We start from the raw sequence: 13,997 nt of genomic DNA, 5'->3' as shown, positions 1-13,997 counted from the left end.
CATGGAGTCGGCAGAGATCGCCCGCCGCTTCCTGCGCTTCTTCGAGGAGCGTGGGCACACCGTTGTGCCCTCGGCCAGCCTCATCGCCGAGGACCCGACGCTGCTTCTGGTCAACGCGGGCATGGTGCCCTTCAAGCCCTACTTCCTGGGCCAGCAGAAGCCGCCCTACAGGCGGGCCGCCAGCGCGCAGAAGGTCGTGCGGACCCTCGACATCGACGAGGTCGGCAAGACGACCAGGCACGCCAGCTTCTTCCAGATGCTCGGCAACTTCTCCTTCGGCGACTACTTCAAGGAGCAGGCGATCCCGTTCGCCTGGGAGCTGCTGACCAAGCCCGAGTCCGAGGGCGGGTTCGGCTTCCCCGAGGACCGCCTCTGGGCCACCGTCTACCTCGACGACGACGAGGCCGCCGACATCTGGCGCAAGGCCGGGGTGCCGCAGGAGCGCATCCAGCGCCGCGACCTGGCCGACAACTACTGGCACATGGGCGTGCCCGGCCCCGGCGGCCCGTGCAGCGAGATCTACTACGACCGCGGCCCCGAGTACGGGCGCGAGGGCGGCCCGGTCGTCGACGAGAACCGCTACCTCGAGGTGTGGAACAACGTCTTCATGCAGTACCAGCTCAGCGCGGTCCGGAGCAAGATCGACTTCGACATCGCCGGTGAGCTGCCCGCCAAGAGCGTCGACACGGGCATGGGCCTGGAGCGCATGGCGGCGATCCTGCAGGGCGTCGACAACATCTACGAGATCGACACCACGTACAAGATCCTCGACCGGGCGGCCGACCTCACCAAGACGCGCTACGGCCGCGACGAGCGCGCCGACGTGTCGCTGCGGGTCGTCGCCGACCACGTCAGGACCGGCGTGATGCTCGTCGCCGACGGGGTGCTGCCCTCCAACGAGGGCAGGGGCTACGTGCTCCGCCGCATCCTGCGCCGCGCCATCCGCAACCTGCGCCTGCTGGGCGCGGGCGAGGAGCGCTACATGCACGAGCTCACCGCCGTGACCATCGAGGTCATGGGCGAGCAGTACAGCGAGCTCAAGGCCGACGCCCCGCAGATCCACGGCGCCATCGACGCGGAGGAGGCCTCCTTCCTCGGCACCCTCCGCACCGGCACCGCGATCTTCGACGTGGCGGCCGAGGAGACCAAGCGCAAGGGGCGGGCCACGCTCGCCGCCGACCAGGCCTTCCAGCTCCACGACACCTACGGCTTCCCGATCGACCTCACCCTGGAGATGGCCTCGGAGCAGGGGCTGGAGGTCGACGAGGAGGGCTTCCGCCGGCTGATGAAGGAGCAGCGCGACCGGGCCAAGGCCGACGCCGCCTCCAAGAAGACCGGCAACGCCGACATCTCGATCTTCGGCACGCTCCTGGAGAAGACCGGCAGGGTCGAGTTCCTGGGCTACGACCACGTGACGGCCGAGGCCGAGGTCGTCGGCCTCCTCGTCGACGGTGCCTCCGTGCCCGCGGCGGGCGCGGGCACGGCGGTCGAGGTCGTGCTGGGCCGCACCCCCTTCTACGCCGAGGGCGGCGGCCAGCTCTCCGACCAGGGCGTCATCCGCACCGGCGGGGCCGAGGTGGAGATCGTGGACGTGCAGTCCCCGGTCTCCGGCGTCGTCGTGCACCGGGGCAAGGTCCGCTCCGGAGAGATCCGGGTGGGCGACCAGGCCCAGGCGGAGATCGACGTCGAGCGGCGCCGGGCCATCTCCCGCAGCCACACCGCCACCCATCTGGTGCACCGCGGCTTCCGCAACGCGCTGGGCGAGACCGCGGCGCAGGCCGGTTCCGAGAACTCCCCGGGTCGCTTCCGCTTCGACTTCACCGCCGCGGGCGCCGTGCCGCCCAGCGTGCTGCGCGACGTCGAGGACGAGGTCAACGCCGTCCTGATCAACGACCTGCGGGTCAACGCCTTCCACACCTCCCAGGCGGAGGCCCGCGCGATGGGCGCGCTGGCCCTGTTCGGCGAGAAGTACGGCGACACCGTCCGCATCGTCGAGGTCGGCGAATACTCCCGCGAGCTCTGCGGCGGCACCCACGTCGCCAGCTCCGGGCAGCTGGGCCTGGTCAAGGTGCTGGGCGAGGCCTCGATCGGCGCCGGCGTGCGCCGCGTGGAGGCCCTGGTCGGTCTCGACGCGTTCCGCTTCCTGGCCAGGGAGAGCGTGCTCGTCGCCCAGCTGTCGGAGCAGCTCAAGGCCCGCAGGGAGGAGCTGCCCGAGCGCATCGAGGGCATCGTCACCCGGCTGCGCTCCGCAGAGAAGGAGCTGGGCGCGCTGCGCTCCGCCCAGGTGCTCGCCGGTGCGGGAGCGATGGCGGAAAGCGCCCGTGACCTGCAGGGAGTCTCCGTCGTGACGCACCGCGCGCCTGATGGAACCTCCCCCGACGACCTGCGTAAGCTCGCCCTTGACGTGCGCGGCCGGTTCCCGGCCGATCGCGCGGCGGTGGTCGTCGTCGCCGGTGTCCCCGGTGACCGGCCGGTCGTCGTGGCCGCGGTCAACGAGGTGGGACGCGGCCGTGGCCTGAAGGCGGGCCGCCTGGTCGGCGTCGCCGCGAAGGCCCTCGGAGGTGGCGGTGGCGGCAAGGACGACGTCGCCCAGGGAGGCGGTGTCCGTCCCGAGGCGATCGGCGAGGCGCTCGCCGCCGTCGAGCAGGCGATCGCGCAGGCGCTCACCTGACGAGGAACGACGTCCTCGCGCCGCGTCCGGCGCCGGGGCGGGGGCGGGAACGATGAGAAACGGCATTCGGCTGGGCGTCGACGTCGGCTCGGTCCGCATCGGTGTGGCCCGCAGCGACCCCTCGGGGTTGCTGGCCACACCGGTGGAGACCGTCCGGCGCGGTAAGGGCGACCTCGACCGGCTCGCGGAGATCGCGGCCGAGTACGAGGTCGTCGAGGTGGTCGTCGGCCTGCCCACCTCGCTCTCCGGGCGCGAGGGGCAGGCGGCGGAGGCCGCCCGCGACTTCGCGAACCGGATCTCGCTGCGGTTGGCGCCCGTCCCGGTGCGGTTGTTCGACGAGCGGCTGACCACCGTCACCGCCCAGCAGGGCCTGCGGGCCAGCGGGGTGAAGGCGAAGAACCAGCGGGCCGTGGTGGACCAGGCGGCCGCCATCGTGCTGCTCCAGGCGGCGCTGGACGCCGAACGCGCCACCGGCAGGCCCCCCGGCGTTCCCGCCGGGTCTCCCTCGGGCGGGGAGAACGCGGAAAGTCCGGGCGGCGGGACCGTTCGGTGAGCGGCCCGCGGCCGGGACGTCCGTGCTCGTGCCCGCCACGGGGACGGCAGGGCTCGTCGCGCCCCCGTCTCCTGCCCACCGGCTCCGAGGCGCCGGGCCCGCCCCGGCGCGCCGGGGGCCTTCCGTCTCCCGCCGTCCACGAGCCCGGTACGAGCGTCGCGGCTCCTCTCGCCGCGACGCTGGAACGTTACAAGCGGGTGGCCACCCGGCCAATCCTGGGGAAACCGGCCGCTAAAAAAAGATCGTCGCCCTTGGAGGCCGTCGCGGTGGCGAGCATCGTCCAGGTGGAGGGCGGGCGGGATCCGGGCCATCCGAAGATCGCTAGAGTGATCCACGGCCGGATCGGGACCCGGACGCCGCTCCGTTCGGGCACCGCGACGCCGTGTGCGCAGGGGTTCGGGGCCCCGGAGGTTTCGGAGAGGGGCTCCGAGGTGAGGTCTCCGTATGACACCTACCTCACGCCTGACTCGCCGCCCGGACCCATCGCGTATCCCGGGGAGAAGACATTGATCGTGGCACTCCAGCCAGATCAAGGTGATTGGTTCTGGTTTGTTACCACCACTCCGGAGCATAGAATCACGAAATTCACTGACAAAGAGAGTGAGTTTGTGAGATACCGGGAAGAGCTGAACAGATACCTCGGGAAGCGTTGATGCCCGGCGGAATACCCCCGGTTCCGCCGCAGGCGGCGACCCGCACCCGCGGATCAGACGACGGCTCCCGGAACACCGGGACGTCTGGCCGGGTGCTCTCCTTCGGTTCGGCACACCCGCTTGACGCCAGTCCGTCTCTAGCGGGAGATTGGCCAGCGCCTCTATGAACGATCTCGATATGGACTTCCTGGTCGGCTCCGACGACGAAGGTCGGTCGCGCCGAGGATCCGACACGTCTCCAGGCCGCGACTCCGGCGGCCGACGCGGCCGGCGCAGGAGGCGCCGCCGCAACCGGGGCGGCTTTCTCGCCCCCATGCTCGCGATCATCGTTCTGATCGGCGGCATCGGAGCCGCCGGCTTCTACGGCTACACCTGGGTCCGCGACGTGATGACCCCCGACGACTACACCGGCCAGGGGTCCGGTGAGGTCGTCGTGGAGATCAAGGACGGCCAGAACGCCTCCGACATCGCCCAGACCCTGCAGGACCAGGGCGTGGTGAAGAGCGTCAAGGCCTTCGTCAACGCCGTCGCCGAGGCGGGCAAGAGTTCCTCCCTGCAGCCGGGCGAGTACACCATGCGCAAGCAAATGGCGGCCGCGGAGGCCGTCAAGCTCCTCGATCCGGACAAGCGGTTGCGCGAGAAGATCACCCTTGAGGAGGGGCTACGCCTGAGCGTCACCCTCCAGCGGCTCGCCAAGCAGACGGGCAAGCCGCTGAGGGAGTTCCAGCAGGCCGCCAGGAACGTCCGCGAGCTCGGCCTGCCCCCCTACGCCAGGGGGAAGCTGGAGGGGTACGCCTTCCCGGCCACCTACGAGATCACGCCCAAGATGACGGCCTCGGAGATCCTGACCAAGATGGTCGACCGCTTCAACCAGACCGCCGACAAGGACGACCTCCAGGGCAAGGCCAAGGCCCTCGGCCACACCCCGCACGAGATCATGACGATCGCCAGCATCGTCCAGGCCGAGTCGGGCACCAAGGATGACATGGGCAAGGTGGCCCGCGTCATCTACAACCGGCTCGACCGCGAGCCGCCTCTCAACCTGGCGATGGACAGCACGGTGATGTACGCGCTGAACAAGGTCGGCATCGAGGCCTCCCACAAGGACCTCGAGAGCACCTCGCCCTACAACACCTACAAGGTCGCGGGCCTGCCGCCCGGGCCGATCGCCAACCCGGGCGACGACGCCATCCAGGCGGCGCTCAACCCCACCAAGGGCGACTGGGTGTGGTTCGTGACCACCTGCCCGAGCAAGAGCATCACCAAGTTCGCCTCGGCGGAGTCGGACTTCTTCGCGCTCAAGGCCGAGTACGAGAGGAACAAGGTGAACGGGTGCTGAGAGCGGCGGTCCTGGGATCGCCGATCGTCCACTCGCTCTCCCCGCACCTGCACCGGGCCGCCCACGAGGGCATGGGACTGCACGACTGGCGATACGAGGCGATCGAGTGCGACGAGGCCGGGCTTCCCGGTCTCCTCGCCGGGCTGGACGGCGACTGGGCGGGGCTCTCGCTCACGATGCCGCTCAAGCGGGCCGTGCTGCCGCTGCTCGACACCGTCTCCGAGCTCGCGGTCCAGGTGGGCGGGGCCAACACCGTGATCCTGCGCGACGGTGCCCGGCACGGCGACAACACCGACGTGTACGGCATCGTCCGGGCGCTCGCCGAGGCGGGCGTGGCCCCGCCCAGGGCGGCGACCGTCCTCGGCGGCGGCGCGACGGCGGCCTCCGCGCTGGCCGCCCTGCGCGAGCTGGGCCTGGACGAGGCGATCCTCGTGGTCCGCGACCCCACCAGGGCGGGAGAGACCGTGGAGGTCGCCGAGCGGCTGGGCATGGACCTGTCGGTGCGGACCCTCGACAAGCTCGACACCGCGCTGGAGGTCGACCTGGTCGTCTCCACCCTGCCCTCCGGCGCGGCCGACGGCTTCGCCGAGACGCTGGCGGACGTGCCCGCCCTCTTCGACGTGGTCTACGCGCCCTGGCCCACCAGGTCGGCCGCGGCCGTGGCCGGGCGGGGCGGGATCGTCGTCGGGGGCTTCCCGATGCTCCTGCACCAGGCGGTCCGGCAGGTCGAGATGATGACCGGCCGCGCGGACGTGCCGGTGGAGGCGATGCGCGAGGCCGGAAAGGCCGAGATCGCCAGGCGTTCCGCCCCGGCGGAACGACCTTCGCGAGGGGGCCGGGATGATTCTGTGTGAGCACGCTGTTGTGGTAGAGTAACGAATCGATCGGTCCGGCGTGCCTGCTGGACGCGCAAGCGGAGGTCGTCCTCCCACCTCGTCGGCCGCAAGGCTGACAGGTCAGGATCACGACCGGAGTAAATCTCCGGGGAGCTTACGGCGTGAAGCCTTCGAGTTCATGTGGCCCCGCATGCGTGACGTGCGGGGCATCTTGCGTTCGAACGCCCTCAACAGGGTGTGCGTTCTACGACCTCCCGGCACGATCGAGCATGTTGCGGCCTCCGTCAGGATGGCCGCGGATCGCAACCTAGGAGGCCCCATCAGCGCCGAGCCCCGCATCAATGACCGCATTCGCGTGCCCGAGGTCCGCCTCGTCGGCCCGAACGGCGAGCAGGTGGGCATCGTCTCCATCGGCGATGCCTTGAAGCTGGCTCAAGAATCCGACCTCGACCTGGTCGAGGTCGCGGCAACGGCTCGCCCGCCAGTGTGCAAGCTCATGGACTACGGCAAGTTCAAGTACGAGTCCGCGATGAAGGCACGTGAGGCGCGCCGTAACCAGGCGTACACCATCATCAAGGAGATCAAGCTTCGGCCGAAGATCGACCCGCACGACTACGAGACCAAGAAGGGTCACGTGGTGCGGTTCCTCAAGGCCGGCGACAAGGTCAAGGTCACCATCATGTTCCGCGGGCGGGAGCAGTCCCGTCCCGAGCTGGGTTTCCGGCTCCTGCAGAGGCTGGCGGAGGACGTGACGGAGCTCGGCTTCGTCGAGTCCCAGCCCAAGCAGGACGGTCGAAACATGATCATGGTGATCGGCCCGCACAAGAAGAAGGCAGAGGCCAAGGCCGAGAAGGCGGCGGCCAAGGCGCGGCATGACGAGAACCCTTCGGGTGACGAGTCACCGAACGCAGGCGAGACCCACGTCAACGACGAGGTGTCCGTCAACGGAGCGGTGGCGGCTCCGCAGGAGTAACTCGCATAGCCTGGATCGTCAGGTAGTCGCGAGATCAGTCCGAGACCGGGTCCGGTCTCGTAGTCAGGCACGCCCTTGACTTGGGTTACCGGCCCGGGACATCGGCACGATCGAGGGAGAGACGGCTGAGATGCCGAAGATGAAGACGCACAGTGGTGCGAAGAAGCGGTTCAGGCTCACGGGCTCCGGCAAGCTTGTGCGCCGCCGCGCCAACCGTGCGCACTACAACGAGCACAAGTCGTCCACCGTGACGCGTCGTCTCAAGTCCGAGGTCGTGCTCTCCGACGCCGACTCCAAGAAGATCAAGAAGCTGCTCGCTAAGTAACCGCCCCCGGGGAGATAGATACACATGGCACGCGTGAAGCGGGCGATCAACGCCAAGAAGAAGCGCAAGGTCGTTCTCGAGCGGGCGAAGGGCTACCGGGGTCAGCGATCCAGGCTGTACCGCAAGGCCAAGGAGCAGATGCTCCACTCGATGACGTACGCCTACCGCGACCGCAAGGACCGCAAGGGCACCTTCCGTCGTCTCTGGATCCAGCGCATCAATGCCGCTGCCCGCCAGAACGGCATCACCTACAACAGGCTCATCCAGGGTCTGCGTCTCGCCTCCATCGAGGTCGACCGCAAGATCCTCGCCGACCTCGCGGTCAACGACGCCGCCACGTTCGCGACGCTGGTCGAGGCCGCCAAGAAGGCGCTTCCGGCCGACGTGAACGCGCCGGTCGCCGGCTGAGCGAGGCACTGACGACCATGCGGCCCGCAGCGATGACGCTGCGGGCCGCATTCGCATTCTTGGGGGACGGGCATGGCCGGGTCTGAGCTGACCAACATCAAGTCGCCGCGGGTCAAGGCCGCACGGAGGCTGACGAAGCGGGCCTTCAGGGACCGCGACCGTTCCTTCCTGGCAGAGGGGCCGCAGGCGGTCCGCGAGGCGCTGGCGCTGGACGGCGTCGTGGTGGAGCTGTTCGCCACGGCCGAGGCCGAGCTGCGTCACGCCGACGTCGTCACCGCGGCCACCGCCGCGGGGGTGCCCGTCCACCGGGCCAGCGGCGAGGTCATGGCCGAACTGGCCCAGACCGTCACCCCCCAGGGGCTGCTGGCCGTGTGCCGCTTCGTGCACGTGCCCCTGGAAGCCTCCGTCGTCGCGACCTCCACGCTGGTGGCGGTGCTGGCCCACGTCCGCGACCCCGGCAACGCGGGCACCGTGCTGCGTACGGCCGACGCCGCGGGCGCGGACTCCGTCGTCTTCACCGACGCCTCGGTCGACCCCTACAACGGCAAGTGCGTGCGGGCCAGCGCCGGCAGCCTCTTCCACCTCCCGGTCACCACGGGCGTGCCGGTGGCGCGGGCCGTGGAGCACCTGAAGGGGACCGGGCTGCGGGTGCTCGCCGCCGACGGCGCGGGCAGGCAGACCCTGGACGACGTGGACCTGTCCGGCCCGACGGCCTGGATCTTCGGCAACGAGGCGTGGGGGCTTCCCGAGGAGATCCTGAAGCTGGCCGACGAGGTCGTCCGGGTTCCCATCTACGGACGGGCCGAGAGCCTGAACCTCGCGACCGCCGCCGCGGTCTGTCTGTACGCATCTGCCCGGTCTCAGCGCACCGGTCCCAGCCCCAGGTGACGCCCCCCGCCCGGCGAGGCTGCCGTACGGTGCGGGAAACCCGCTATTGTCGGCCATGTAGCGTCGAGGAGGCGGGGTCGTGCACGGCGAACACACCGGCGAGCAGAGCACCGACGCCGCTTCCGTGATCGACGTCGACGAGCTCCCCGACGGCCTCGTGGTGACCGACGGTGACGGCCACGTGCTGACCGTCAACCGGGCCGCGGCCCGCCTGACCGGCATCGCCCGTGAGCAGGCCGTGGGACGGAACCTGCGCGACGTGTTCTCCTTCCGCGACCACGACGGACGCGACTGGTGGAAGTGGCTCGACACCTACGGCGGCCTGTCCAGCCGGGCCCGCCAGCCCGAGCTGCCGCTGCGCACCCCCGGCGGCCAGGAGCTCCTGGTGGCCGCCCGGCTGGTGCGCGAGCCCCGGCGGGGCGGAGGGGTCGTCCGGGTGGTCATCACGTTGCGTGACGCCGGAGCCCGAGCTCGCCTGGAGCGCAGCCGCGCCGACCTGGTCTCCACCGTCGCCCACGAGCTCCGCTCCCCGCTGACCAGCGTCAAGGGGTTCACCGCGACCCTGCTGGCCAAGTGGACGCGCTTCACCGACGACCAGAAGCTCGTCATGCTGGAGACCGTCAACGCCGACGCCGACCGGGTGACCCGGCTGATCACCGAGCTGCTCGACGTCTCGCGCATCGAGTCGGGGCGGCTGGAGATCCACCGCCAGGTGGTCGACGTCCCGGCCAGGGTTTCCAGGATCATCGCGGGCCGGGTGGCGGCGGGCGAGCCGGAGGACCGCTTCGTGCTCCAGGTGCGCGGCGAGCTGCCCGAGACCTGGCTCGACCAGGACAAGATCGACCAGGTGCTCGCCAACCTGATGGAAAACGCGGTGCGTCACGGGCGCGGTACGGTGACAATAGTCGTCGAGCCGAGTGAATGGGGAGTGACCGTGTCCGTCCGCGACCAGGGGGAGGGCATCCCGCCCGAGCTGGTCACGCGCGTCTTCCGGCAGTTCTGGCGGGGTAACGCCCGCCGCCGTGGCGGCACCGGGCTCGGCCTGTTCATCGTCAAGGGGCTGATCGAGGCTCACGGCGGCACCATCTCCGTGCAGCGCGGGCCCGAGGGCGGCGCCGAGTTTCGATTTATGGTGCCCACCGGCACCCCTGACTTCGCCTGATCGTGAATGTCGGCCCGGTGGGCTTACCCGACTAGACTCATGGCCGCTCAAGCCCTGGATTCGGAGCTCTCTCTTGTCAAACTACGACCCGGTCGAGGTGACCCCGCTGCATGCCGACGAGATGGCGCGCATGCAGGCCGACGCGCTCGACGCCGTCAAGGCGGCGCGGGACCTCGAAGAACTCAAGCAGGTGCGCCTCGCGCACGCCGGTGACCGCTCACCGATCGCCCTGGCCAACCGCGAGATCGGCGCACTGCCCCCGGCGGCCCGCTCCGAGGCGGGCAAGCGCATCGGCGGTGCCCGCAGGGCGGTCGCCGACGCCCTCGCCGAGCGGCAGGCGGAGCTGGAGGCCGAGCGCGACGAGCGGGTCCTCGTCGAGGAGACCGTCGACGTCACGCTGCCCTCCGCCCGCGCCCCCCGCGGCGCCAGGCACCCCCTGACCACCCTCCAGGAGCGCATCGCCGACGCCTTCGTCGCGATGGGCTACGAGGTGGCGGAGGGCCCCGAGCTGGAGGGGGAGTGGTTCAACTTCGACGCGCTGAACATCTCCGCCGACCACCCGGCGCGCTCGGAGCACGACACCTTCTTCGTGGAGTCCGTCGACTCCGGCAAGGTGCTGCGCACCCAGACCTCTCCCGTCCAGATCCGGGCGCTGCTCAGCAGGGAGCTCCCGGTCTACGTGATCTCGCCGGGCAAGGTGTTCCGCACCGACGAGCTCGACGCCACCCACACCCCCGTCTTCCACCAGGTCGAGGGGCTGGCGATCGACGAGGGCCTGACCATGGCCCACCTCAAGGGCACCCTCGACCGGTTCGCCGAGGTCATGTTCGGCGAGGGCATCACCACCCGCTTCCGGCCCAACTACTTCCCGTTCACCGAGCCCTCCGCCGAGATGGACCTGAAGTGCTTCGTCTGCCGCGGCGCCTCCGCGGTGCCCGGTAACCCGCCCTGCCGCACCTGCAAGTCGGAGGGCTGGATCGAGTGGGGCGGCTGCGGCATGGTCAACCCGCGGGTGCTCATCGCCTGCGGCGTCGACCCCGCCCGCTACAGCGGCTTCGCCTTCGGCATGGGCGTCGAGCGCACCCTGATGTTCCGCCACAACGCCGAGGACATGCGCGACATGGTCGAGGGAGACGTCCGCTTCACCCTTCCCTTCGGAATGGAGGTCTGATGAAGGTCCCGCTTTCATGGCTGCGGGAGTACGTCGATCTCCCCGCCGTCACGGCGCACGAGATCGCCGAGAAGCTCACCGCCGCCGGGCTCAAGCTCGAGTCCGTCATCCCCTACGGCCACGACATCAAGAACGTCGTCGTGGGCGAGGTCATCTCCATCGAGACGCTGGAGGGTTTCAAGAAGCCCATCCGCCACTGCCAGGTCGAGGTGGGGGAGGCCGCGCCGCGCGAGATCGTCTGTGGCGCGACCAACTTCGAGGTCGGCGACCGCGTCCCGGTCGCGCTGCCCGGAGCCGTGCTGCCCGGCGGATTCGAGATCGCCTCGCGCAAGACCTACGGGCGCCTGTCCGACGGCATGATCTGCTCGGAGTCGGAGCTCGGCGTGGCCGAGTCCTCGCCCGGCATCCTCGTGCTGCCCGGCGGCACCCCGATCGGCGCGGACGTGGTCGAGCTGCTCGGCCTGCGCGACGACGTGATCGAGCTGGAGATCACCCCGGACATCGGCTACGCGCTCTCCATCCGGGGTGTGGCCCGCGAGGCCGCCACCGCCTTCGACTCGGCGTTCATCGACCCCGCCGACGTCTCCCCGCCCGCCGCGTCGGACCCGTCCTACCCGGCCTCGATCGCCGACCCGTCGGCCTGTGACCGCTTCGTGCTCCGCGAGGTCCGCGGGTTCGACCCGTCGGCGCCGAGCCCGCTGTGGATGCGCGCGCGGCTCTCCCGCGCGGGCATGCGTCCGGTCTCGCTGGCCGTCGACGTCACCAACTACGTCATGCTGGAGCTCGGCCAGCCGCTGCACGCCTTCGACGCGGCCAAGCTGACCGGCGAGATCGTGGTGCGCAGGGCCGAGCCGGGCGAGACGCTGGAGACACTGGACCACGTGGTCCGCAAGCTCCACCCGGACGACATCCTGATCACCGACGGGTCGGGCGCGATCTCGATGGCCGGCACCATGGGCGGTCTGCACACCGAGATCTCCGACGCCTCCACCGACGTCGTGATCGAGGCGGCCCACTTCTCCGCCAGCGGCACCGCGCGCATGTCGCGCCGGCACAACCTGGTCAGCGAGGCCTCCAAGCGCTTCGAGCGGGGCGTCGACAGGGAGCTCCCGCTGTACGCCTCCTGGCGTGCGGCCCGTTTGCTGGCCGAGCTCGGCGGCGGCACGATCCAGCCGGGCGTCACGCACGCCGAGGTGGAGGTCGAGCCGGTCCACATCGCCATCCCGAGCGACTACCCCGGCAGGGTCGCGGGCACCGCCTACGACCGCGAGACGGTGATCCGCCGCCTGGAGCAGGTCGGCTGCACGGTGGAGAGCGGCACCACCGCGACCGGCCCGGTGACGGGCGGCGCGGCCGCCGGCACCGCGGCCACGGGTGACCCGGCCTCCGCCGGGATCGCCGCGAGGCTCGCGGTCACCGGTGACGACATGCTGGCGGTCACCCCGCCCTCGTGGCGGCCCGACCTGACCGACCCGAACGACCTCGCCGAGGAGGTCATCAGGCTGGAGGGCTACGAGAACCTGCCCTCGATCCTGCCCGCCGCCCCCGCGGGCGCCGGTCTCAGCGAGAGCCAGCGCCTGCGCCGCAGGGTCGGCCGCGCGCTGGCCGCCGCAGGCTACGTCGAGATCCTCGCCTACCCGTTCAACGGGGAGCGCGACTTCGACAACCTGCAGCTGCCCGCCGGCGACGCACGCCGCCTGGCGGTACGGCTGGCCAACCCGCTCAGCGAGGACGAGCCGCTGATGCGGACGACCCTGCTGCCCGGCCTGCTCAAGACGCTGGTCCGCAACGTGGGCCGGGGTTTCGGCGACGTGGCGCTGTTCGAGGCGGGCCTGGTCTACCGGCCCTCCTCCGGCGCGCCCGCCGTCGCCCCGGTGCTGGGCGTCGAGCGCAGGCCGAGCCCGGAGGAGCTCGCCTCGATCGAGTCCGCGCTGCCCGCCCAGCCGCTCCGGGTCGGTGCCGTGCTGGCCGGGGAGTTCGAGCCGTCCGGCTGGTGGGACAAGGGCCGCGCGGCCGGCTGGGCGGACGCCGTCGAGGCGGCCCGCGTGGTGGCCGCCGAGGCCGGTGTCACCCTCGACGTCCGCGCGGACCGGCACGAGCCCTGGCACCCGGGCCGCTGCGCCGCGCTGTACGCCGGTGACGTGCTCGTCGGTCACGCCGGTGAGCTGCACCCGCGCGTCGTCGAGGCGTACGGCCTGCCCCCGCGCACCTGCGCGATGGAACTGGAGCTGACCCGGCTGGAGCCGCTGACCGCCGGTCCGCCGCAGGCCCCGGCGATCTCCGCGTACCCCGTCGCGGGTCAGGACGTCGCGCTCATCGTCGACGCGGCGACCCCGGTGGCCACCGTGGAGGCGGCGCTGCGCGAGGGCGCGGGCCCGCTGCTGGAGTCGATTCGCCTGTTCGACGTGTACACCGGCACCCAGGTCGGCGAGGGCGGGAAGTCCCTCGCCTACTCCCTGCGCTTCCGGGCGCCCGACCGGACGCTCACCGTGGAGGAGACCACCGCGGCCCGTGACGCGGCCGTGGCCCTGGCAGGGGAGCGCACCGGGGCGCGACTGCGCGGCGTCTGACCGGTTCACGAGGGGCTCGGGGCCATGTCCCGAGCCCCTTTTCGCCGTACCGGGCCGGGGTAATTCGCGTTCCGGGTGGATTTTCCTTCAGGAGGCGACGATGACGTACCCGCAGGTCGCCTCGGGCGGATCGCTCGCCCGGAGCGTGGAAGAGGCTTTCCCCGGGAGGGGGCGATGAGGCATCTGCTGGTGTTCGCCGAGCGCGACGACGCCGAGGAGGTCGCCGAGACCGTGGCCGGGGAGTTTCCGGTGATCGGCGTGCCCGCGGTGGTCAGGGAGACCCTCGCGGGCGAGGACGATGCCGAGGACGCCCAGTGGCTGGTGGTGGTCGAGGACCCCTCAGGGGCGTTGCCACCTGAGGGCGTGGCCCGCCTCGAGGCGCTGGCCGAGGAGTACGACGGCTGGCGCGAGAGCGGGTGAGGCGCGGCCTCGTCCGGCGGGCTTCCGC

General features: G+C 71.0%; 13 protein-coding genes. All 13 read left to right on the top strand.

Going from position 1 to position 13,997, the window contains the following annotated elements; genetic code table 11:
* Position 1: 1 nt before the first annotated feature.
* Positions 2-2,671: an alanine--tRNA ligase gene (gene alaS / locus ACSDR0_RS23650; RefSeq protein ID WP_435291050.1), complete on the top strand. Its 2,670-nt coding sequence runs from the start codon at positions 2-4 to the stop codon at positions 2,669-2,671.
* Positions 2,672-2,723: 52 nt separating this feature from the next.
* Positions 2,724-3,224 (top strand): Holliday junction resolvase RuvX, encoded by a 501-nt coding sequence (gene ruvX, locus ACSDR0_RS23645; protein WP_435291049.1) that lies wholly within the window; start codon positions 2,724-2,726, stop codon positions 3,222-3,224.
* Positions 3,221-3,877, top strand: coding sequence for an endolytic transglycosylase MltG (locus tag ACSDR0_RS23640; RefSeq protein WP_435291048.1), 657 nt, complete (start codon positions 3,221-3,223; stop codon positions 3,875-3,877). The genes ruvX and ACSDR0_RS23640 overlap by 4 nt, the downstream gene beginning before the upstream one ends.
* A 163-nt stretch (positions 3,878-4,040) precedes the next feature.
* Positions 4,041-5,216: an endolytic transglycosylase MltG gene (gene mltG / locus ACSDR0_RS23635; protein ID WP_435291047.1), complete on the top strand. Its 1,176-nt coding sequence runs from the start codon at positions 4,041-4,043 to the stop codon at positions 5,214-5,216.
* The gene (locus ACSDR0_RS23630; protein WP_435291124.1) at positions 5,213-6,070 is read left to right on the top strand and encodes a shikimate dehydrogenase; all 858 of its coding nucleotides are present in this window, start codon (positions 5,213-5,215) and stop codon (positions 6,068-6,070) included. The genes mltG and ACSDR0_RS23630 overlap by 4 nt, the downstream gene beginning before the upstream one ends.
* A 271-nt stretch (positions 6,071-6,341) precedes the next feature.
* Positions 6,342-7,025, top strand: a complete 684-nt coding sequence (infC, locus tag ACSDR0_RS23625; protein WP_435291123.1) for a translation initiation factor IF-3 — start codon at positions 6,342-6,344, stop codon at positions 7,023-7,025.
* 130 nt (positions 7,026-7,155) lie between these two features.
* Positions 7,156-7,350, top strand: coding sequence for a 50S ribosomal protein L35 (gene rpmI, locus ACSDR0_RS23620; protein WP_435291046.1), 195 nt, complete (start codon positions 7,156-7,158; stop codon positions 7,348-7,350).
* 24 nt (positions 7,351-7,374) lie between these two features.
* Complete coding sequence (rplT, locus tag ACSDR0_RS23615; RefSeq protein ID WP_012892552.1) at positions 7,375-7,758, top strand: 50S ribosomal protein L20; 384 nt, start codon at positions 7,375-7,377, stop codon at positions 7,756-7,758.
* Between the two features lie 72 nt (positions 7,759-7,830).
* Complete coding sequence (locus tag ACSDR0_RS23610) at positions 7,831-8,646, top strand: TrmH family RNA methyltransferase (protein ID WP_435291045.1); 816 nt, start codon at positions 7,831-7,833, stop codon at positions 8,644-8,646.
* 79 nt (positions 8,647-8,725) lie between these two features.
* On the top strand, positions 8,726-9,808 hold the full coding sequence (locus tag ACSDR0_RS23605; RefSeq protein ID WP_435291044.1) for an ATP-binding protein: 1,083 nt from the start codon (positions 8,726-8,728) through the stop codon (positions 9,806-9,808).
* Between the two features lie 121 nt (positions 9,809-9,929).
* Positions 9,930-10,979 (top strand): phenylalanine--tRNA ligase subunit alpha, encoded by a 1,050-nt coding sequence (pheS, locus tag ACSDR0_RS23600; protein ID WP_435291122.1) that lies wholly within the window; start codon positions 9,930-9,932, stop codon positions 10,977-10,979.
* Complete coding sequence (locus ACSDR0_RS23595; RefSeq protein WP_435291043.1) at positions 10,979-13,549, top strand: phenylalanine--tRNA ligase subunit beta; 2,571 nt, start codon at positions 10,979-10,981, stop codon at positions 13,547-13,549. Before pheS ends, ACSDR0_RS23595 begins: the two co-directional genes overlap by 1 nt.
* Positions 13,550-13,723: 174 nt before the next feature.
* Positions 13,724-13,969: a hypothetical protein gene (locus tag ACSDR0_RS23590; protein ID WP_329078959.1), complete on the top strand. Its 246-nt coding sequence runs from the start codon at positions 13,724-13,726 to the stop codon at positions 13,967-13,969.
* Positions 13,970-13,997: the final 28 nt, after the last annotated feature.

The organism is Streptosporangium sp. G11, from assembly GCF_051192615.1.
Lineage (GTDB): Bacteria > Actinomycetota > Actinomycetes > Streptosporangiales > Streptosporangiaceae > Streptosporangium.
Note: the sequence above shows the minus strand (reverse complement) of the source record. Positions and strands in the feature narration are given on the sequence as shown.

Excerpts from the sequence above, each read along its gene's own strand:
- alaS (WP_435291050.1), top strand. The coding sequence starts at position 2 with ATGGAGTCGGCAGAGATCGCCCGCCGCTTCCTGCGCTTCTTCGAGGAG.
- ruvX (WP_435291049.1), top strand. The coding sequence starts at position 2,724 with ATGAGAAACGGCATTCGGCTGGGCGTCGACGTCGGCTCGGTCCGCATC.
- mltG (WP_435291047.1), top strand. The coding sequence starts at position 4,041 with ATGAACGATCTCGATATGGACTTCCTGGTCGGCTCCGACGACGAAGGT.
- infC (WP_435291123.1), top strand. The coding sequence starts at position 6,342 with ATGGCCGCGGATCGCAACCTAGGAGGCCCCATCAGCGCCGAGCCCCGC.
- rpmI (WP_435291046.1), top strand. The coding sequence starts at position 7,156 with ATGCCGAAGATGAAGACGCACAGTGGTGCGAAGAAGCGGTTCAGGCTC.
- rplT (WP_012892552.1), top strand. The coding sequence starts at position 7,375 with ATGGCACGCGTGAAGCGGGCGATCAACGCCAAGAAGAAGCGCAAGGTC.
- ACSDR0_RS23610 (WP_435291045.1), top strand. The coding sequence starts at position 7,831 with ATGGCCGGGTCTGAGCTGACCAACATCAAGTCGCCGCGGGTCAAGGCC.
- pheS (WP_435291122.1), top strand. The coding sequence starts at position 9,930 with ATGGCGCGCATGCAGGCCGACGCGCTCGACGCCGTCAAGGCGGCGCGG.
- ACSDR0_RS23595 (WP_435291043.1), top strand. The coding sequence starts at position 10,979 with ATGAAGGTCCCGCTTTCATGGCTGCGGGAGTACGTCGATCTCCCCGCC.
- ACSDR0_RS23590 (WP_329078959.1), top strand. The coding sequence starts at position 13,724 with ATGAGGCATCTGCTGGTGTTCGCCGAGCGCGACGACGCCGAGGAGGTC.